Origin of the sequence: Stappia sp. P2PMeth1 (assembly GCF_900185735.1) — a bacterium.
GTDB lineage: Bacteria > Pseudomonadota > Alphaproteobacteria > Rhizobiales > Stappiaceae > Stappia.
The window spans coordinates 75,922-95,419 of sequence record NZ_FYAW01000035.1; the positions used below are offsets into that span (position 1 = coordinate 75,922).

At 67.9% G+C, this 19,498-nt stretch carries 18 protein-coding genes and 1 tRNA gene; 8 read left to right on the forward strand and 11 right to left on the reverse strand.

What is annotated here, in order from left to right:
- Positions 1-74: 74 nt before the first annotated feature.
- From P2PM1_RS20260 to P2PM1_RS20290, 7 genes are all read left to right on the forward strand, one after another.
- A complete protein-coding gene (locus P2PM1_RS20260; RefSeq protein WP_186400399.1) occupies positions 75-1,586 on the forward strand; it encodes an AMP-binding protein in 1,512 nt (503 codons plus the stop codon).
- Positions 1,587-1,675: 89 nt separating this feature from the next.
- A complete protein-coding gene (gene yacG, locus P2PM1_RS20265) occupies positions 1,676-1,918 on the forward strand; it encodes a DNA gyrase inhibitor YacG (protein WP_186386591.1) in 243 nt (80 codons plus the stop codon).
- Positions 1,919-2,046: 128 nt separating this feature from the next.
- Positions 2,047-2,883: a FecR domain-containing protein gene (locus P2PM1_RS20270; protein WP_186400296.1), complete on the forward strand. Its 837-nt coding sequence runs from the start codon at positions 2,047-2,049 to the stop codon at positions 2,881-2,883.
- Between the two features lie 160 nt (positions 2,884-3,043).
- On the forward strand, positions 3,044-4,681 hold the full coding sequence (locus P2PM1_RS20275) for a bifunctional UDP-sugar hydrolase/5'-nucleotidase (protein ID WP_186386593.1): 1,638 nt from the start codon (positions 3,044-3,046) through the stop codon (positions 4,679-4,681).
- A gap of 197 nt (positions 4,682-4,878) precedes the next feature.
- Positions 4,879-6,219 carry a tetratricopeptide repeat protein gene (locus P2PM1_RS20280; protein ID WP_186386594.1) on the forward strand — a complete coding sequence of 447 codons (1,341 nt, stop codon included), beginning with the start codon at positions 4,879-4,881 and terminating at the stop codon, positions 6,217-6,219.
- 52 nt (positions 6,220-6,271) lie between these two features.
- Complete coding sequence (locus tag P2PM1_RS20285; RefSeq protein WP_186400297.1) at positions 6,272-9,031, forward strand: FecR domain-containing protein; 2,760 nt, start codon at positions 6,272-6,274, stop codon at positions 9,029-9,031.
- Positions 9,032-9,213: 182 nt separating this feature from the next.
- Positions 9,214-9,289 (forward strand) — tRNA-Phe (locus P2PM1_RS20290).
- 412 nt (positions 9,290-9,701) lie between these two features.
- On the opposite strand, the gene P2PM1_RS20295 is transcribed toward P2PM1_RS20290, so the two are convergent.
- The 11 genes from P2PM1_RS20295 to P2PM1_RS20345 form a co-directional block, all read right to left on the reverse strand.
- Positions 9,702-11,183, reverse strand: coding sequence for a tripartite tricarboxylate transporter permease (locus P2PM1_RS20295; RefSeq protein ID WP_186396486.1), 1,482 nt, complete (start codon positions 11,181-11,183; stop codon positions 9,702-9,704).
- 4 nt (positions 11,184-11,187) lie between these two features.
- Positions 11,188-11,628, reverse strand: a complete 441-nt coding sequence (locus tag P2PM1_RS20300; protein ID WP_186386597.1) for a tripartite tricarboxylate transporter TctB family protein — start codon at positions 11,626-11,628, stop codon at positions 11,188-11,190.
- Positions 11,629-11,717: 89 nt separating this feature from the next.
- Positions 11,718-12,404, reverse strand: a complete 687-nt coding sequence (locus P2PM1_RS20305; RefSeq protein ID WP_186400298.1) for a GntR family transcriptional regulator — start codon at positions 12,402-12,404, stop codon at positions 11,718-11,720.
- Positions 12,405-13,274, reverse strand: coding sequence for an alpha/beta fold hydrolase (locus P2PM1_RS20310; protein WP_186400299.1), 870 nt, complete (start codon positions 13,272-13,274; stop codon positions 12,405-12,407).
- 18 nt (positions 13,275-13,292) lie between these two features.
- On the reverse strand, positions 13,293-13,883 hold the full coding sequence (locus tag P2PM1_RS20315; protein ID WP_186386600.1) for an amino acid synthesis family protein: 591 nt from the start codon (positions 13,881-13,883) through the stop codon (positions 13,293-13,295).
- A 20-nt stretch (positions 13,884-13,903) separates the two neighbouring features.
- Positions 13,904-14,878, reverse strand: a complete 975-nt coding sequence (locus P2PM1_RS20320; protein WP_186400300.1) for a tripartite tricarboxylate transporter substrate binding protein — start codon at positions 14,876-14,878, stop codon at positions 13,904-13,906.
- Between the two features lie 451 nt (positions 14,879-15,329).
- Complete coding sequence (locus P2PM1_RS20325; protein WP_186400301.1) at positions 15,330-15,854, reverse strand: hypothetical protein; 525 nt, start codon at positions 15,852-15,854, stop codon at positions 15,330-15,332.
- Entirely contained in the window at positions 15,851-16,396 is a 546-nt protein-coding gene (locus P2PM1_RS20330) for a hypothetical protein (protein WP_186400302.1), read from the reverse strand. The genes P2PM1_RS20325 and P2PM1_RS20330 overlap by 4 nt, the downstream gene beginning before the upstream one ends.
- A 264-nt stretch (positions 16,397-16,660) precedes the next feature.
- Positions 16,661-17,707, reverse strand: a complete 1,047-nt coding sequence (locus P2PM1_RS20335) for a YeeE/YedE family protein (protein ID WP_186386604.1) — start codon at positions 17,705-17,707, stop codon at positions 16,661-16,663.
- Between the two features lie 40 nt (positions 17,708-17,747).
- Positions 17,748-18,089 (reverse strand): helix-turn-helix transcriptional regulator, encoded by a 342-nt coding sequence (locus tag P2PM1_RS20340; protein WP_305849852.1) that lies wholly within the window; start codon positions 18,087-18,089, stop codon positions 17,748-17,750.
- 93 nt (positions 18,090-18,182) lie between these two features.
- Positions 18,183-18,665: a thioredoxin family protein gene (locus tag P2PM1_RS20345; protein WP_244301579.1), complete on the reverse strand. Its 483-nt coding sequence runs from the start codon at positions 18,663-18,665 to the stop codon at positions 18,183-18,185.
- An 82-nt stretch (positions 18,666-18,747) separates the two neighbouring features.
- Between P2PM1_RS20345 and P2PM1_RS20350 the strand changes: the two genes are divergently transcribed.
- Positions 18,748-19,485 (forward strand): cytochrome c biogenesis CcdA family protein, encoded by a 738-nt coding sequence (locus P2PM1_RS20350; protein WP_186396477.1) that lies wholly within the window; start codon positions 18,748-18,750, stop codon positions 19,483-19,485.
- The last annotated feature ends 13 nt before the right edge of the window (positions 19,486-19,498 follow it).

The following is a 19,498-nucleotide window of genomic DNA, read 5'->3' on the forward strand; positions in this document are numbered from 1 at the left end:
AACGGGTCGGGTCATGAGGCAGGGGCACGTCCGTGCCGGCCGCTCGGGGGGATCATGCGAAGCGGGGAATGCCGATGAATCTCGCAGCCTGGCTGGCGCGTGCCGGACGCGCGCGCGCGGATGCCGTGGCGCTGGCGCGCGGGACGTCGCCGGTCGCCAGCTATCGCGACTTCGCGGGACGGGCGGCCCGGCTCGCCGGCAGCCTGGTCTCGCAATACGGCCTTGTCCGCGGCGACCGGGTCGCCATCGTCGCGAAGAACGGCCCGCATTATCTCGAGGCGCTCTATGCGATCTGGTGGGCCGGGCTGGTCGCGGTTCCCGTCAACGTCAAGCTGCACGGCGCCGAGATCGGCTGGATCCTGGAGAACTGCGGCGCGCGCCTCGCCTTCGTCAGCACCGGCATGGAGGCGGATGTCGCCGCCTATGCGCCCGCGGGCCTGCGCGACGTAGTGACGCTCGGCGGGCCGCCGTTCTGGGCGCTGGTCGCCGGCGATCCGCTGCCGCTTGCCGATGCGGCGCCGGATGACCTTGCCTGGCTGTTCTACACCTCCGGCACCACCGGCCGGCCCAAGGGCGCGATGCTCAGCCACCGCAACCTTGCGGCCATGAGCCTTGCCTATCTCACCGAGGTCGATCCGGTGGCGCAGGGCGACACCCTGCTGCACGCGGCGCCGATGAGCCATGGCTCCGGCCTTTACGCCATGGCCCATGTCATGCGTTTCGGCATCAACGCGGTGCCGGAGTCCGGCACCTTCGAGGCCGGCGAGGTGCTGGAGATCATCGCCCGCACCCCCGGCGTGTCGATGTTCGCCGCGCCCACCATGGTCCGCCGGCTGACCGAGTCTCCGGTCGAGGCGATGGCGGAGAATATCCGCACCATCGTCTGGGGCGGGGCGCCGATGCATCTGGCGGATGCGCGCCGCGCCATCGACCGCTTCGGCCCGCGCTTCGCCCAGATCTACGGCCAGGGCGAAACGCCGATGACCGGCACTGTGCTGTCGAAGGCGGACATTGCCGACCGCGATCACCCGCGCTGGGAGGCAAGGCTGGCCAGCGCCGGCCTTGTCAGCTCAGTGGTCGAGATGCGGATCGACGGCGCCGCCGCCGATCACGGGGCGACCGGCGAGATCCTGGTGCGCGGCGACACGGTGATGCTCGGCTACTGGGACAATCCCCAGGCGAGCGCCGAGGCGCTGCGCGGCGGCTGGCTCCATACCGGCGATATCGGCAGTTTCGATGCGGAGGGCTATCTCACCCTGCTCGACCGTTCGAAGGACGTGATCATTTCCGGCGGCAGCAACGTCTATCCGCGCGAGGTGGAGGAGGTGCTGCTGACCCATCCCGGCGTGCGCGAGGTCGCCGTCATCGGCCGGCCGGATGAGGAATGGGGCGAATGCGTCGTCGCCGTCTATGCCGGCGAGGCCGAACCGGCCGATCTCGACGCGCTCTGCCTCGAGCGGATCGCCCGCTTCAAGCGGCCGAAGGACTATCTGCGGGTCGACGACCTGCCGCGCAACAGCTACGGCAAGGTGCTGAAGACCGAATTGCGCGCCCTCGACCAGCGCCGCCGGCGCGCCAGGGGCTGACGCAGGGCCGCCGGGGTCAAGGTCGACGCCGGAGGGCGGGTCGGGTAGAACTGGCCGACGAGGGCCGGGCACGGGACGAAGGACAGGCAATGACGGGCGAAGGGCGCGAGGGAGACAGCAACGGGGGCGACCGGCAGAGGCGGGCACGGCCATGCCCCGTCTGCGGCAAGCTCTCGGTGGAGCGCTTCCATCCCTTCTGCTCGTCGCGCTGCGCCGATGTCGACCTCAACCGCTGGCTGTCGGGCAGCTACAGCGTGCCGGTGGTCGAACTGGAGCCGGAGGACCTTGCCGCGCTGGAGGCGATGCAGGACACTGGCGAGGACGGCAAGTGAGCCGGACGTGACGCACGGGATTGCGCCGGTGTGTGATCCCGATCACCGCCCGGTCCCGGAAACCTGATAGGTTTGCCGCAGGATGAGCGGGAGAGCCTGCTTGTGACCCGCCGACAGGAGCCTGGACCATGGCCGTGACATTTCGCCCCCTCGCCCTTGCCGCAGCGGCCTGCGCCCTGCTTGCCGCCGCCGCTCCGCAGGCCCTGGCCAGCGAGCGGGTCGGGGTGGCCAGCGCCGTCAACCAGAGCGCCCAGAGCCAGCGTGGCGGCGCGGGAATGCGCACCATCCATATCGGCGCGAATTTCGTGAACCGCGAGAAGATCGAGACCGGGGCCACCGGCCTTGTCCAGGTTCTGCTCGCCGACGGGTCCAACTTCGTTGTCGGCCCCAACTCCACCCTGGTGATCGACGAATTCGTCTACCGCCCCTCGGAGGGCAGCGGGCGTCTCGTGGCGACGTTCGGCCGGGGCGTTGCCCGCTATGTCGGCGGCCGCATCTCCAAGGAGCGCGGCGGCGTCACCATCAACACCCGCCAGGGCACCATCGGCGTGCGCGGCGGCATGGCCAATCTGGTCGACCGCGGCAACGAGGCGATCTTCTCCTTCCTCTATGGCAAGGACCTGACCTTCACGGGCCGGGACGGCAAGACCACCCGCGTCTACCGGCCGGGCTTCTCGATCCAGGCGAGCGGCGGGCGGGGCGTCAGCCAGCGCACGCCGCAGGCGCTGATCGCCAGCGTCAACCAGATCCTGGCCGGCAATCGTCCGTCCGGCAAGCGGCCGACCGGCAGCCAGCTTGCCGGCTTCGCCGCCGTCAATTCCACCCTGCCGCCGTCGGCGGAGGCCCGCTATCCGGCGCCGATTCTCGGCCAGCCGGCTTCGCCGACCCAGCTTCTCGATCTCAGCCACGCCAATTCCGTGGTTCTGCAGGCGACCAAGCAGTATTGCGGTTACTACTGCTACTGACGCGCCGTGCGGCCTGGCCGCGTCATCGGGTACGGTTGATCTGGCTCCGGCAAGCTGGCAGTGTCGCGTGAGCGAAGCCGGGGGCACCTTCGGCCGGGTTTGGCGGCGCGGGCGGGGCCAGGGCATGGCGCCCGGCGGCGGCATGTGAGGAGTGAGCGGGATGCGGTTGGCTTCGTTCGGCGCGGGTGCGCTGTCTGTGATTGGCGGGATGCTGCTGTCGGCGTCCCTCGCGGTTGCTCCGGCCCAGGCCGATTTTGCCCTCACCATCCTGCATATCAACGACCTGCACTCGCGGCTTGAGCCGATCAATCGCTTCGATTCCACCTGCGATGCCAAGGACGATGCCGAGGGCAAGTGCTTCGGCGGCATCGCCCGGATCAAGAGCAAGATCGACGAGCGGCGCGCGGCGCTGGCCGCGGCCGGCCGCAATGTCATCACCCTGGATGCCGGCGACCAGTTCCAGGGCTCGCTGTTCTACACCACCTACAAGGGGGCAGCGGCGGCCGAGTTCATGAACATGATCGGCTTCGACGCGATGGCCGTCGGCAATCACGAGTTCGACGACGGGCCGGCCGGCCTTGCCGCCTTCCTCGAGGCGGTCGAGTTCCCGGTCCTGTCCGGCAATATCGACGTGGAGAACGAGCCGGCGCTCAAGGGCAAGGTGCCGGGAGCAATCGTGATCGAGGTCGGCGGCGAGAAGATCGGCATCGTCGCGGTGCTGGCCGAGGACACGGTCGAGACCTCGTCTCCCGGTCCCAATGTCCTGTTCCAGCGCGCCGAGACCTATCTCAAGGGCGCGGTGGAAGGGCTGCAGGCGGCCGGCGTCAACAAGATCATCGCGCTGACGCATATGGGGCTGCCGCGCGACATGGAGATCGCCGCGCGGGTGGCCGGGGTCGACGTCATCGTCGGCGGCCATTCCCACACGCTGCTGTCCAACACCCATGAGGGCGCCGCCGGTCCCTATCCGTTGCTGGTGCAGAATCCGGCCGGCCGCCAGGTGCCGGTCGTCCAGGCCTATGCCTATGGCAAGTATCTGGGCGAGATCGAGATCGTCTTCGACGATGCCGGCAAGGTGATCTCCGCCGCCGGCAACCCGATCCTGCTCGACGCCTCCGTGCCGGCCGACAAGGCCGCCGCCGCCCGCCTTGCCGAACTTGCCGCACCGCTGGAGGAAATCCGCGCCAAGGTGATCGGCAGCACCAGCGAGACCATCGACGGCTCGCGCGAGACCTGCCGCGCCCAGGAGTGCTCGATGGGCAACCTGATCGCCGATGCCATGCTCGACCGCACCAGGGCGCAGGGCGTGCGGATCGTCATCCAGAACGGCGGCGGCATCCGCGCCTCCATCGATGCCGGCGAGATCACCATGGGCGAGGTGCTCACGGTGCTGCCGTTCCAGAACACCCTCGCGACGTTCCAGATCAAGGGCCGCGATGTCGTCGCGGCGCTGGAAAACGGCGTGTCGCAGGTGGAGGAGGGGGCCGGCCGCTTCCCGCAGGTCGCCGGTATCCGCTTCTCCTGGACCCGCGCGCGCAAGCCCGGCGAGGGGCGAATCATCCAGGTCGAGGTTGAGGGCGACGCCGGCTGGGAGCCGCTCGACATGGACGCGACCTATCTGGTCGCGACCAACAACTACATGCGCGGCGGCGGCGACGGCTACAGGATCTTTTCCGAGGCCGGCACCAATGCCTATGATTATGGTCCGGGGCTGGAAGAAGTGGTGGCCGACTATATCGGCGCCCGTGCCGACGGCTATGTTCCCTATACCGACGGCCGCATCCGCGAAGTGCAGTAGCAGGCCCGCACGGCCGGGGGCATGTGCCCGGATTGCAACATGCCCCCCAATATTTGACGAGGCCTCTTCTTGAGGCAGGACTCGTCGCGGCCGCGTGGCGTAATGTCCTCCCGTTCTAATGTGTTTTTTGATTGGAGGGGCCGGTGAGCTTGGCGGTCTATGCCCGGCGCGAGAGTCTGCGTTTCGCTGGATGTGCCGTGGCCGCCCTTGTCGCGTTTGCCTGCATGCCGGCGCCGGCTGCGCTTGCGCAGGGCGCTCCGCAGGGTGCGCAGGTGTCGCTGTCTCACGAGCAGCTCCGCGCCCGTCAGGCCGAGTTGCTGGCGGCGATGATGCGCGATCCGGCCGACCTCGACATCGCCTTCGAATATGCCAACCTGTCCGCCCGCATGGGCGACTACGAGGCCGCGATCGGCACCTTCGAGCGCATGCTGATCTATGCGCCGGGCCTGCCGCGCATCCAGCTCGAACTCGGCGTGCTCTATTTCCGGCTTGGCTCCTTCGATGCGGCGCGCTCCTATTTCGAGCAGGCGCTTCAGGCGCCGAACGTGCCGCCGGAGGTGGCTGAGCGCGTCCAGACCTTCATGACCGCGATCGACACGGCCGAGGATCCGGCGAAATTCTCGGCGACGGTGATGACCGGCCTGCGCTGGCAGTCGAATGCCAATGCCGGGCCGGGCGGGCGCTTCGTGACGTTGAACGGCATCTCCTTCCTGCTCGACGACACCGCCGTCGGCCGCGCCGACTGGAACGCATTCGTTGCCGGCAACGTGCACGCGGCCTATGACCTCGGCACCCAGGGCGACCTGCTGGAGGCGGACCTGCTGTTCTATGGCGGGCGCTATTTCGACAGCACGCGGCTCAACACCGAACTCGCCGAACTGACCTTCGGGCCGTCGTTCAACATGGCCCGCTTCGACATCGACAATGCCCGCTTCGGCGTCTACGGCATCCTCACGGGCGTGCGCCTCAACGAGACCAACTATACCGGCGCCACCGGCTTCGGCGCTCGCTTCGCCATCCAGCCGGACCCGCGCTCGTCGATCAATGCCAAGGTCGAATACCGCTACCGCTGGTATCGCGACAGCGCCACCTATCCGACCGTCAGCAACCGCAACGGCTATCAGATCCTGGCGCAGTTGAGCCATGCCTACCAGTTCTCGCAGGCCTGGTCGGGGCGGGTGTCGCTGCTCGGCGACTATGAGGAGGCGGCGGCCCGATTCGAGCAGAGCTGGGAGATCGGTGCGACGGCCGGGCTCACCTATCGCTTCGCCTCGCCGGTCGAGATGCTGCGCACCGTCTGGTCGATCGATGCCGATGTCGGCTATGTCCGCCGCGCTTTCGCGGCGCCGGACCCGGTGGTCAGCTTCACGGAAAGCCAGCGGGACAACGAGTTCTGGGTGCGCGGCGCGCTCAACGTGCCGTTCCGCCCGGACATTGCCATGTCCCTGTCCGGGGAGTTCCGCAGGCTGCAATCCAATTACCAGACACGCGATTATTCCAATGCGTCCGTGACGCTCAGTCTGATCAAGACGTTCTGATCTTCTGATTTACGCCGTCCTATCGGGGGCTGATATGCGCAGGCAGTGTTTCATGGCGGCTCTCGGGGCTGCCCTTGTCGTGGTGCCGGGTACTGCTACGGCGCGCAACGACGTGGGCGTTGCGGCAGCGGTCAATCAGGACGCGCGGCGCACGCCGCCGGGCGCCGGCACCCGTACCGTGGTGCTCGGCGACACGCTGATCTATCGCGAGCGGATCGAGACCGCCGGCGAAGGGCTGGTGCAGATCCTGCTGGTCGACGGGTCGACCTTCACCGTCGGCGCCAATTCCGACCTTGTCATCGACGAATTCGTCTACGATCCCGATGCCGGGACGGGCAGGCTGGTCGCCTCCTTCGGCAAGGGCGTCGCCCGCTTCGTCGGCGGCAAGCTCAGCAAGAACCCGGGCGGCGTCACCGTCAACACCCCGGTCGGCACCATCGGCATCCGCGGCGGCATCGCCAATCTCAACCTGACCGACGGCGCGGGGCGCTTCTCGCTGCTGTTCGGCAAGGAACTGAGCTTCCGCGGCCCGGACGGCCAGACCCGCCGCATCTACGAGGCCGGCTACACGCTCGCCGTCGCCGCGGCGGCGGCCGGGGGCTACCGGCCGGAGATCCGGCGCACCAGCCAGGCGGACATTGCCGGCGTGCAGCAGGGGCTGGCGGGGCGCGGCGGCCAGACCGGCGGCGCATCCAGTTCCCCGACCGACGCCCGCGTGCGCGACTCCGGCATCGGCCAGGGCAGTTCCAGCCAGCCCGTCGTCACCGTCATGCCGCGCCCGCGGCCGCTGGTGGTGGCCTCGACCGGCATCGACGACGGCGGCTACATCGTCAGCGACATCGTGCCCGGCGCCAACGGCAACCACATCCGCGAGATCGTCAATGATCCGCCCCAGGTGGACGGCACGCAGGTGGTCCTGCGGGTGCTGACGACCGGCTCCTCCTACGATCCCTCGCTGGAAACCTTCACGGTCTCCAACCCCGGCCGGCAGGGTCTGGTCGGCGGGTCCGCGGCCACCGACACCACCGCCACCTTCACGATCACCGGCGGCGGCACCCAGCTCACCGGGACGATCGGCGGCGAGACAATCACCATACCGCTTCCCGCCGGCGGCCAGGCGGCGTTCCGTGTCGTCACCTCGGGCGGGCGCACGGTGGTCGGGACGGTGCACCGCAACGGCAACCATTTCCTCGCCTTCACCTTCTTCGAGGAAATCTCGTCCTCGGTGCTGGCGGTCAACGATCCCGTCATCGGCATCTGGGGCACGCGCACCGATCCGGCGACGCTGCGCGCCACGGCGGTCAACCAGATCCGCCGTTACCGCCTGTCGGCCGATCCGTTGCAGGTGGCCAGGACCGGCGTTGCCCATGACCTTTATTTCCTCAACCCGCTGGCGGGAGAGTTGCTCGGCCCCGCCTTCCTGCAGACCGTGCGCACCAGCGATTTCCTCGTCGTCACGGGCTCCGATCTCGACGACGACGACGCGCGCTACCTTGTCGCCTCGATGTCCATCCAGGGCAGCGGCGCCGCCCAGGCGTCGGCGATCTCGGTGTCCACCGGACTGATCTACGAGGACGAGACGGAAGGCTTCGTCATCGAGGGGCCGCGGCGCGGCGGCTTCCGCATCTCCGGCTACGACCCTTCAGTGTTGCATGGGGGGCCTGTCGATTCCGTGCCGGGCGCGGATGGGGGCCACATCTTCGGCCCGAACGCGGAGAATTTCGTGCTCGGCTTCGATGTCGGCGGGCTTGAGACCGGCACCGACGTGTCGGCGCGCGGGCCGTATCCCTATGGCTCGTTGACCGAGATGGTTTCCGGCTACACCCATGTCGGCCAGCTTGAGTCGGTCTCGCCGACGGGCGAGTTCATCCGCACCAGCCGGGTGCTCAACGGCTATGCCTCCGGCATGGTCGAGGCGGCGACGAATGGCGGTGTCGCAACGCCGTTCTGGTCCCTTGCTCCGGAGATGCTCACCATCGCCTTCGATGCCGGCAACAATTCGGTCGGCGCGTCGATGACGATCCTCGACACGTTCGACGGCGACGATCACCTTGCCGGCCTGGTGCTCGGCTTCGGCGACAGCCTGTTCACCTGGAGCGGCGACGGTCATTCGGCCCTGATCGACGACGATCGCTACGCGTTGAGCGGCAATTTCGGTGAGACCTTCGCCGTGACCGACGATGGCGAGATCATCGCGCCGGACAGCAACCCGCGCAGCTACATGATACCTTCGACGCTGGTGGCGGGGGCCGACGACGCGCTGTTCACGGATGTCGCGCGCTGCACCTGCGCCTTCCTGGAATGGGGCTATTGGGGCACCCGCTTCCGCGGCGAGGACACGTCCGAGACGGCGCCGTTCGATCCCCGGCGGCGCGATTTCGTGCATCTCGGCACCTGGGCGGCGGGCGATGTCTCCACCATCGGCGAACTGCCGCTCACCGGCACGGCCTCCTATGCCGGCCATGCGGTCGGCAGCGTCACCAACATCACCAATGATGGCCAGGCACAGTATCTGGCGGCCGGCAATTTCAACATGACCTTCGATTTCGGCGCGCGCACCGGCGAAGCCAGCATCAGCAATTTCGATGGTCGCAGCTTCGGCGGCTCGGTCTACTCCCCCACCGGCAGCCCGAGCGACCTCAGCCATTTCGTCGGCGGCCTCGGCAACATGAGCGAGACGGTGTCGGGCGTGCTGACCGGCTCTTTCGTGAACGGTCCGATGGGCGCGGCGCAAGGGGTGGTCGGCAGCTTCGGCATCTCCGACATCACCGGCGCCTACACCGCCACCGGCGTCGTCGTCGGCCAGCGCTAGGCGAGCCGTTTCAAGGGCTTGCCCGCCGCCAGGATCGGTTTGCCGAACCAGTGGCGGGCATGGCCCCGATGCCTGTCCGGCTTGTGCAAAACTTTGCAAGGGCAACTGGACAGGCTTGGTGCGAGCCTCTATAAGACCGGCACTCCGATGCGACGCAGGCAGATGGCCGCGCCGCTTCGCGGGCCCAGGTAGCTCAGTTGGTAGAGCAGCGGATTGAAAATCCGCGTGTCGCTGGTTCGATTCCGGCCCTGGGCACCACTTTCCCTTAGATAAATCCCTACAGACCAAGCCCTTAACGGCGTCCCTTTAACGGTGGCATCGTGTAACTTGGCGAGTCCGTCGTCGAGCCCTGCGTCACGCATCCGGTCCTGTCGATGTGACGCCCGCCGCAACGGCGGCCCGTGAAGTTGGCGCCGGACCTGCGTTGAGGATGTCCTGCAAGGGGAGTGGCGGGCGGAAGATGGGCGGACCGGGCCTGCACAGGTGCCGGAGCGTTCGCTGCCGGGGCGTCCGCTGCCGGAGCGTTCGCCGTGCGTTGCCTCTGCGCGGTCGCGGATCGTGACCGCCCGCGGCGAGGCGAGCGTGGTCACGCCGAAGCTGCGCCCCGAACGGACGCGATCGGCCGCCTCGTCAATCGGCGTATCAGTCGGTCGCCCGCAATCGGTCGCCCTCAGTCGTTCCCCTGTACCGGCGAGTTTCGTTTCAGGAGAGCCCAGAGCAGGATTGCCAGCGTGAGCAGCATCAACGCGGCGGTGGCGGGACGCGAGAACATCTCGATGTAGCTGCCGCGATGGATCAGCAGTGCCCGGCGCAGGTTTTCTTCGAGCATGGGTCCGAGAATGAAGCCGATGAGCAGCGGCGCCGGCGAATAGTCGAAGAGCCGCAACAGGAAGCCGACGAAGCCGAAGCCGAGAACCAGCCATACCGCGAAGGCGCTGTTGGTGAGCGTGTAGACGCCCGCGCAGATCAGCGCCACGATCACCGGATACATCATCGAATAGGGGATGCGCAGCAGCCAGAGCCAGATGCCGACCAGCGGCAGGTTGAGCCCCAGCAGGATGATGTTGCCGAGCCAGAAGCTCGCGATCAGGCCCCAGAACATCTCCGGCTGCTCGAAGATGAATTTGGGGCCAGGCGAGATGCCGTGGATCATCAGCGCGCCAAGCATGATCGCCATCGTCGGGCTGCCGGGAATGCCGAGCGACAGGGTGGGAATGAAGGCGGTCTGGACGGCCGCGTTGTTGGCGGCCTCGGGCGAGGAAATGCCCTCGATCGCTCCCTTTCCGAACCGGTGCGGGGTCCGGCTGATGCGCTTTTCGACCGCGTAGCCGATCAGCGAGGCGATGGTCGGCCCGGCGCCGGGCAGCGGCCCGACCACGCTGCCGACCCCGGCGCCGCGCGCCATCGGCAGCAGCGTCTTCAGGAATTCCGGCCGGCTCGGGATCATCGAGCGCCACGTGACCTTGGGCATCGGGCCGCGCGCCTTCTGGGCGCTGATCGCGAAGATGATCTCGCCGACGCCGAACGTGCCCAGAGCCAGCGCGACCAGGCTGACGCCGTCGAAGAGCTCCGGAACGCCGAAGGTGAAGCGATAGTCGCCGCTGTTGACGTCGATGCCGACGGTGCCGAGCAAGGCGCCGAAAAGCACCATCGCGATCCCCTTCAGCGGCGGCCCGTCGGAGATCGTGGCCGCCATGATGATGCTCAGCAGCAGGATCGCGGCATATTCGGACGGACCGACGGCGACGGCCAGCCGGCTGATGACCGGCGAGAGGAAGGTCAGCAGCAGGATGCCGACGGTTCCTCCGAAGAAGGACACATAGGTGGTGACGGTCAGCGCCACGCCGGCCTTTCCGTTCTGGGCCATCGGATAGCCATCGAGACAGGTGATGGCGTTTGACGAGGTGCCCGGCAGATTGAGCATGATCGAGGCGGTCGAGCCGCCATATTCGGCGCCGTAATAGATCCCCGACAGGAACACCAGCGCCGTTGTCGGGTCGAGATAGAAGGAGACCGGCATCAGCAGCGAGATCGCCGACAAGGCCCCGACGCCGGGCAGCACCCCGACCAGCGTTCCAAGGAAGACACCCGCGAAGCAATAGACCACCGAGGTCAGCGTCAGCGATGCGAAGCCGAGCGTGAACAACTCCATCGGATCACACCTTGATCAGAGCCGTGGGGGAATTCAGCCCGATCACGAAGACGAGCCAGACGAGCAGGCAGGAGAAGAGGACGATGCCGATCGTTTGCCGCAGTCCGGCGCCCCGGTCGGCCAGGCATGCGAGCAGGACCGAGACGCCAAGGGCCGGAAACAGACCGAACCGTCCGATGATCAGCGCGAAGCTCGCGACGCTGAACGCGATCAGAAGCAGCTCGCGCCGGGGAATGTGGACGGGCGTCGCCGACGCGCGCAGCCCGCCGATCGCGATGACCGCGCCGAGCAGCACCAGCGCCCCGCCGATCAGCAACGGAAAGTAGCCAGAGCCCATCCGCGCGGCGCTGCCGATGCCGTAGTCGAAGGCGCGATAGGCCGCGGCGGCTCCGATCAGGGCGAGCAGGAAACCGCTGATGGCGTCGCGATTGAGCTTCGGCTGCATGGGGCGTCGGTCTCTTTGTGCGATGATGGGGCGCGATGATGGGGCGCGATTACGGGGCGCGATTACGGGGCGCGATTACGGGGGCGCGATTAGGGGGCAGAAGGCGCCGGCATCGCGGCCTTGGCCTGAGCGCGGGCGTTGCGAATGTGTATGACCGCGGCCTGCTGGGCCCCCGGAACGTTCCCCTCGCGGATGCAGGACAGGATGTCGCGCATCTCCTTCAGGCTCTCCTTCGGGCGCCCGGGCCGGGACATCGAGCGCGAGCGCAGCAGGTTCACCCGCGCGAGGAGGCCGCGCAGGATGTCGGCGAGGATGTCGTTGCTGCAGCCCTGGAACATCACCTCGTAGAAGGTCGTCGTGGCCCCGATCAGTTGAGCCGGGTTCAGCCCCTCGGACGAGGCCTGCTCGAATTCCTCGAGTGCCGCGTCCATCCGCTCCAGGTGCTCGCCGGTTGCGGCGAGCGCGAAAAGGCGCACGACCTCCGGTTCGATCAGCTCCCGCACGTCGTAGATCCGCTCGGCCTCCTCCCAGCCGAGCTTGACCACGATCGGGCCCCGGTTGGGGCGGACCTCGACCAGGCGCTCCGCCTCGAGCTGACGGAGCGCTTCGCGGACCGGCGTGCGCGACGCATCGAGGTGGGAGCACAGCTCGGCCTCGGACAGCCGCTGGCCGGGCACGAACACCCCGGTGATGATGTCGCCCCGCAATGCATTGGTGACGCGCTCGCGCACGCTGCCGCCGCGGACGCGCGCCGTATCGCTGGTGTTGCTGTCCATCTATCTCCGTCCTGCGTCTCTCGCTCCGGCGACACGGTCGAGAAATGCGCCGACCGCACGGTTGAAGCTTACCGGATTGTCGTCATGCACATAGTGCCCGGCACCTTCGATCTCCTGGGCGACCACGCGCGGGTTCGTTTCGCACATTCGCTGGACCCGTGCCGGGTCGAGATAGTCGGAGTTTGCGCCGCGCAGCACGAGAACGGGGCAGGCGAGGCCGGACAGGGCCGGCCAGAGGTCCGGGTTCGGTCGCACGCTGGCCTGCTCGATCCGGCATTTCCCGATCCCGAGCTGATCGTGGCGCCAGACGATCTTGCCGCCGACGGCTTTCATCGAATGGGTGATGCGCGATTCGATCGCCGCGTCGGTGACGTTCGGCCGGATCGACCGCCAGAAGGCGCGCGCCTTGTCCAGATCGTCGAAGGAGAGCGGCGTCGTTTTAAGTTCCTTCAGGATCCGCTCGATGCCGGCGCTGCCGTCGGCCTCGGGTCCGCTGTCTTCGAGAATCAGCGACGCGAAGCGCTGGCCATGTGTCAGCGCATAGGTCAGCGCGTTGATGCCGCCCATGGAGTGGCCGAGAACATGGAGCGTCTCGGCCCTCAGGTGGTCGACAAGTGCGCCCAGATCGGCAGCGTATTGATCGGCGAAGTAGTTTCGCGCCGGATCCCAGTCCGTTTCTCCCCGGCCGCGCTGGTCGGGCGCCACCACGTAGAAGCGATCCGCGAGGGTCTGCGCCAGTCCGGCGAAGGTCCGGCCATAGCTGCGCAGACCATGCAGGCAGATCAGCATCGGACGGCCGGGATCGCCCCAGGTCAGATAGTGGAACCGCAACCCGTTCAGGTAGACGAAACTGGACTGCTCCCGGTGCATCGTGTCTGGCTCCGCGTTCTATTCGGCCGCGAGCGGTGCGACCTGCGGTCCGCCGAGGCGTGCGTGGATACGTCCGCGCGTCGCGACGGCGAAAGCCACCACCACCTCGTCGGCATTGGGCGCATCGTCGAAATAGGCGCTCACCGTGTCGTAATAGGCGCGCGCATAGAGTTCGCCGATATGGGCGAGCGGCACGTCGATCAGGGCGCCCGGGCCGCTGCGCTTGCCGGTCGAGGGAATCCACTCCTTCGCGCCGGGGAGCACGGCCCGGATCGGGGTCGCGAAACGGGCGGTGATGAAGGCGTTGCCGTGCTCGTATTCGCCGGCGCTGCCGACGACGCAGGCCTTGCCGTAGCTTTCGGCCTGCGCGCCGCCCAGGGCGGTGAGGATGCGCCGGGCAAACTCCTCTCCCAGTCGGTCGCTGCCATCGATGATCTCGCTCAGATCTCTGCTGAAGCGGCCCGCATAAGGGTTCCTGATCGCCGCGGCGATCAGGATCTTGCGCAAGGGAGCACCTTCGTCCGACTCATAGATCTCGTTGGTCAGGACTTCCTGTTCCTGACCGTACCAACGGCGGATCTGGTAGTCGGCGATGTTGTCTTGACGCATCGTCTCGTTGACCTTTCAGCTTACTCGGAAATATCGATATTGGTGGTGGCGAGGATGTGCCTCACCAGCGCCACGGAGGCGTCGCGCTTCTTCTCCAGCTCTTCCGGCGAGCTGCCCTGCGCCGTGACGCCGAGCTTGGCGAACTCCTCTTGCGCCTCCGGCTGGTCGAGGACCGTCTGGATCGCCTTGGAGACCTGGGTGCGGATCTCGGCCGGCACCCCCGACGGGGCGAAGATCCCGAACCAGCCGGCGTCGTCGAGATCCTCATAGCCTTCTTCGGCGAAGGTCGGAATGTCGGGGAACTGCGACAGGCGCTCTGGCGCTGCCACCGCCAGACCTCGCATGGCCCCGTCATCGAGCGAGGCGGTGAGCGCGGTCACCGTCAGGAAGGCGCTGTCGATATGGCCGCCGGTCACGTCGGCAACGGCGGGGGCGGATCCCTTGTAGGGCACATGGATCGTCTCGGCGCCGGATCTGGAGGCGAGCAGCGTGCCCAGCAGGTGCGGCGTGGAGCCGACGCCGAAAGTGCCGTAGGTCAGCGGCCGGGCTTTCGAGGCGTCCACATAGCCCTTCAGGTCCGTGATCGGCGATGACGCCGGGACCACGAGGATGAGCGCACTGTTGGCGACCATGCTCACCGGATCGAGGCCGGTGAGCATGTCGCCCATCTTGTCCTCGTGCAGCACCGGCGAGATCGCGTTGGTCGAGGAGGTCCCGAACAGCAGCGTGTAGCCGTCGGCGGCTTGCGTCTTCACATAGGCACCGGCAACGGCGCCGCTCGCGCCGGGACGATTGTCGACGACGACCGGCGTCCCGAGCGCGGTCTCCAGCTTGTTCGACACCAGCCGCGCCAGCAGGTCGGTGCCGCCACCTGGAGCGAAAGGCACGACGAGCGTGACCGGACGGGCGGGATATCCCTGGCCCAGGACCGGGCCTGTCAGCCCGGCGGTTGCCGCGACGCAAGCTGCGGCCAGCAGAAAACAGCGACGGTTCATGTTCCCCTCCTCTTAATACAGGATTGTATGATAATCACATCATACGTTCCGAGTTTCAAGGCCTGATTTGCGCGTCGAAGAGAGGCCCGTTCTGCGACGGGCGATGTGTCTCGGGTTAGGGTCCTGACCCTAACCCTCGTCCGAAGGCGCAGGGCGGCGGCTGAGGCAGCTTCCCTCCTTCAAAACGACGGCATGTTGCGCGGACAATCCAAAGGCCCGAACGATCGGGCGCGCGGTCCGCACCGGGGGCGGACGCGTCTGCCTTTTCAGCTCTCGATGCCGGGGCGAATGATCTTCTCATGCCTCGTCGATGCCGCGCTGGCATGCGAGACCGGCCTTTCTCAAGGCAACCTGGAGCGCGCGATCGAACTGTCCTATCCGATCCCGGTGTCGGCACCGTCAGCGAGGGCCGGGCAGGGCGGCTCGCACCGCGCAGTTCACTCCGGCCGGTTCACGCCGGAACCACCACCGCGTTCACCGGGGCGGCCATGATGCGGGACGCCAGCTCTTCCTTGAGTTCGCTCCAGCGGGCCTGCTCGGCGGGTGTCAGCGGCCGCTGCTTGGAGGTTCGTCCGATCGCGACGAACTCCGCGCCGACGGCGCCCGGGGCCGTGACATAGGCGCGAGTGTGGCCGTCCACGGTCACCTCGAACCAGAACCGGCCCTCCGCGGCTTCCGGAGCGCTGTGCGGCGCCATCGCCGTATCGATGTGATAGGCGCCCCGGCTTGTGGTCCGCGCGATCATCTCGACGGCATCGCGCACGCCGAGACCGGGAAAGGCGGTGCGCACGGACACGGTTTCCCGGTCGGGCGGACCGTCCGGCGACAGGTCGGCGAAGGCGCGCTGCATCAGACGGAAGCCGAGCGCGACACCGCCGATATTGGTGCGGCCATGATACTTGATGCAGTCCTCATAGGTGATGGCGAGCGTGGTGCCATGGTCGATGATGGCGAGTTCGGGAGCGACGATCGTCATGGCATGTGAACCTTGCGGCTGTGGAACAGGGCATCGTCGGGGGCCCCGAGCAGGCGGCCGATCACGGTGTGCTTGGCGATCTGATAGGCGGCGAGTTCCTCCCGCGTGCCTTGGCCGTCCTGATGACGGCGGATCTGGTCGACGAAGGCATCGGTGAAATAGCCGTCGGCCAGCCAGTAGCCGCTTGCGCGGGAGCCGACGGCGATCTCGAAATAGAACCTGCCGACGATCGCCGCCGGGGCGTCCGGCGGGCCGGCCTCGGGATCCACGGTCAGGCGGCCGCGCGTCCGTGCCCGGGTGATCATCTCGACGCAGTCGAGAATTCCGGCTCCGGGGAAACCGACCAGAACCCGGATGTCGTCGCGATGCGGCGGGCCCTCGGGGCTGAGATCGGCAAAGGCGCGCGCGAACAGCCGCAGGCACAGGGCAGTGGCGACAATCTGGCCGGGACCGGCGTAGCGCACGAGGTCGTCGCGGCCGATGGCCACCATGCCATCCTGGTCGCGCACCACGACACATTGCACGGGGACGCCCGCGGTCACCGCTTGCTGCGTCGGGGCGGAACGGATGGGCTGAGGAACGTGGTCAGGCATGGGCTTCCTGCTGCTTCGGCGGGGCGGAGCACGCCGACGAGGGCCGCGAACGCCGCGCGGCTAATATGAATGAATGTCTCAAGTTTGCAGCGGAAAAATGCGGCCCCAGGCGGGGTTGCGCTGCCGTGACGCAGGCGCGCTGTCGCGCCCGCCGGCAGGACGGCCGGGGCGTTGGGAGGCGTGGAGGAGGCTGCCGGGCGCGTCGGAGCCGGGCTATTCCGGCTGAAAGCCGCCGATCAACTGCCGCAGGCCGATGACGCCGCCGACGAGAATGGCGGCCAGCGTCGTCGGGCCCGACCAGGCCAGCGCGGCGCTCGCCGTCACGCCCTGGCCGACCGAGCAGCCCATGGCGACGACGCCGCCGATGCCCATCAGCATGGCGCCGCTGACCTGACGGCCGAGTTCGCGCGGGTCCTCGCAGGCTTCCCAGCGGAACAGGCCGCGGATCGACGAGCCGATCAGCGCGCCGCCGATCACCCCGATCACCGCGCCGACGGAAAAGCTGATGCCGCCGGCGGTCGAGGTCATCAGGAACACCAGGGTGCGCCCCACCGGAGCGGTGAAGGACGGGCCCTCGACGGAGACGGCGCCAAGGCTGATGTCGGAGAGATAACTGGTTCCGGCGAAGCACCAGACGACGGCGACGCCGGCGGCGATGCCCCAGCCGATCATCCGCGGCGAGCGGCGCAGCGGCGCATGGGCGAGGCCCCAGGCGAGGCAGGCGAGGCCGATGACCACCACCGTCACCACGGCGGGGATGCCGAGCAACGAGTTGAGATCGTGGACGATGCCCTGCGGCCCGGTGGCGTCCGGCTGGGGAAACAGGGCGGTGCGCACCGGCGCCAGCGGGCCGGACAGGGCGATGAAGCCGAAGATGCCCATCACCACCACGACGACCAGCGAGCGCAGGTCGCCGCCGCCGAAGCGCACCAGGGCGCCGAAGCCGCAATTGCCGGCCAGCGCCATGCCGTAGCCGAAAACGAGGCCGCCGAGGATCGAGGCGAGCGGGTTCCAGGAGATCGAGTGGTAGAAGCTGCCGCCGAGATCGACGATGCCGGCCATGGCGGCGAACTGGGTGCCGAGAACGGCGACGCCGACGACGATGCCCCACAGCCGCAGCATCGTCTGGTCCTTGCCGTAGACCGCGCTTTCCAGCGCGCCGAGCGTGCAGAAATCGCCGAGCCGGGCCGCCAGTCCGAGCACGATCCCGCCCGCCAGCCCGACCAGGGCCGCAAGCAGGCCAATTGGCACCGCGTCCATGCCTTTTCCTCCCTCCCGAATGATGTCGCGGCGGCCGGTCTTATGCCGGTTTCGGGAACAGCCGCGCCAGGGTTTCGATCATCGCGGCCACCTTCGGGTCGAGGATCGAATAATAGATCGCCTGCCCGTCCCGCCTGGCGCTTACCAGGCCTTCGAGACGCAGGCGCGCCAATTGCTGACTGACCACAGCCTGACGCGAGGACAGCAGATTTTCAAGCTCGGTGACGCTCTTGGGGCCGCCGTGGAGATGGCACAGGATCGTGAGCCGCCCGTCGTGACCGAGCGCCTTGAGGAAGGTGGCGACCTCGTTGGCCTGCCCGACCAGATCGTCCAGGTCGACAGTGTCCGTCTCGCCCTCACTGATATCCTGCGTGCCGGACAAGAGAATGGCCCCAATCGTCGCGTGGCCTTTCATAGAGCGGCCGTAGCGGCATCGCAACCGAAACCGGTGCGATGCGCCAGCCCGTCCGAGGCGTCAGCGGGCGTCGGCCCGGGCGATCAGGGCGGCGAGCAGGGGCCAGAAGAAATCCTCACCCGGATAACCTTCCAGGCGGCCGATCTCGCGACCGCCGGCCAGCAGGATGAAGGTCGGGGTGAACACCGGCGGCGCCGCCAGATGGATGTCGTCCGGCACCGGCGCGCGCAATTGCTGGCTGCGCAGCGGCGCCTGGCGCCCCTCGTCGGTCAGCGGATATTGCGGGCCGATCTCCTCGTGCCAGCGGGCGCAATAGGCGCAGCCGGGCTGCTCCACCATCAGCAGTTCGAGCGGGGCTGCGGCCTCCGAATCGACCGGCGAATCGGCCACCGCCCGCGGCGCGGTCATCGTCAGTCCCGCGAGAAGCAGGCCGGGAAGGAGCAGGCCGGGAAGGAGCAGGCCGGAAAGGAGCAGGCCGGCCAGGGCGAGACGGCCGAGGCGGCGGTGTGCCGGAAGACTGTCGAGAGGGAGGCGGCGGAGCATGTTGACAAACCTATATTCACATAGGAATATCCTAATATAATTGAATAGACCGAACAAGGCTGACGCGTCGGGGGAGGGGCGGATGCTGGAAATCAGCTTCGGAGGGGCCGCCCTGGCGGGGCTGCTCTCCTTTTTTTCGCCCTGCATCCTGCCGATGGTGCCGTTCTATCTGTCCTATATGGCCGGATTGTCGGCGGCGGAGCTGCGGGAGGGCGAGGTCATCTCGCCCGGCGCCCGGCGCCGGCTGATGGTCCAGGCGCTGGCCTTCGCGCTCGGTGTCACCTCCATCTTCGTGCTGCTGGGGCTCGGCGCCACGGCGCTCGGCCGGGTGTTCCTGGAATGGCGGGAGGTGCTGTCCTGGGCAGCGGCGGCGGTGCTCATCGTCTTCGGCCTGCATTTCCTCGGCGTGCTGCGCATCGGCCTGCTCTATCGCGAGGCGCGGGTGCAGAGCGGCGCGCGGCCGACGACGCTGGTGGGGGCCTATGTCATGGGCCTTGCCTTCGGCTTCGGCTGGACGCCCTGCGTCGGCCCGGCGCTGGCGGCGATCCTGATGGTCGCCGGCGGCATGGGCGAGGTCTGGCGCGGCGGTGCCCTGCTGCTCGTCTATGGTCTCGCCATGACCTTGCCTTTCGTCGTCGCCGCGCTCTTTGCCGGGCCGTTCCTCGGCTTCGTCGCCCGCCACCGCCGGCTGATGGGCTACGTGGAGAAGGCGATGGGCGTGATGCTCATCCTGTTCGGCCTGCTGATCGCCACCAATTCGGTCAACCTGATCGCCGACTGGATGATCCGCAATTTCGACTGGAGCGCCACGCTGACCTGACCGCCCCGCTGAC